1 protein-coding gene is annotated in these 239 nt (G+C 54.4%); it reads left to right on the top strand.

Features of this window, described 5'->3' with window-relative positions; all coding sequences use genetic code 11:
* Positions 1-39: 39 nt before the first annotated feature.
* Positions 40-239, top strand: a 200-nt coding sequence (locus tag KVT27_RS27445) for a hydroxyisourate hydrolase (RefSeq protein ID WP_217582315.1), incomplete at its 3' end; no start/stop codon positions are given.

The following is a 239-nucleotide window of genomic DNA, read 5'->3' as shown; positions in this document are numbered from 1 at the left end:
CCAAGGCTTTTCCATGACAAAACGCGACCTGGAGAGCCTATGAGTGTTGAACTGACTACACATGTTCTAGACATTAGCCAAGGACGGCCGGCCAAGAATGTGCGCATAGATTTGTACCGGCTGGAGGACGGCCATACGGAACTGCTTCGTACAGAGCGAACCAATGCTGACGGCCGTTTGTCGGGACCGATGCTAAGCGGGGAATCCTTCAGGCCAGGGACGTATGAGCTGCTCTTCCA

Origin of the sequence: Lysinibacillus sp. GbtcB16 (genome assembly GCF_019091145.1) — a bacterium.
Classification (GTDB): Bacteria; Bacillota; Bacilli; order Bacillales_A; family Planococcaceae; genus Lysinibacillus; species Lysinibacillus fusiformis.
This window is presented reverse-complemented; position numbering and strand designations above follow the sequence as displayed.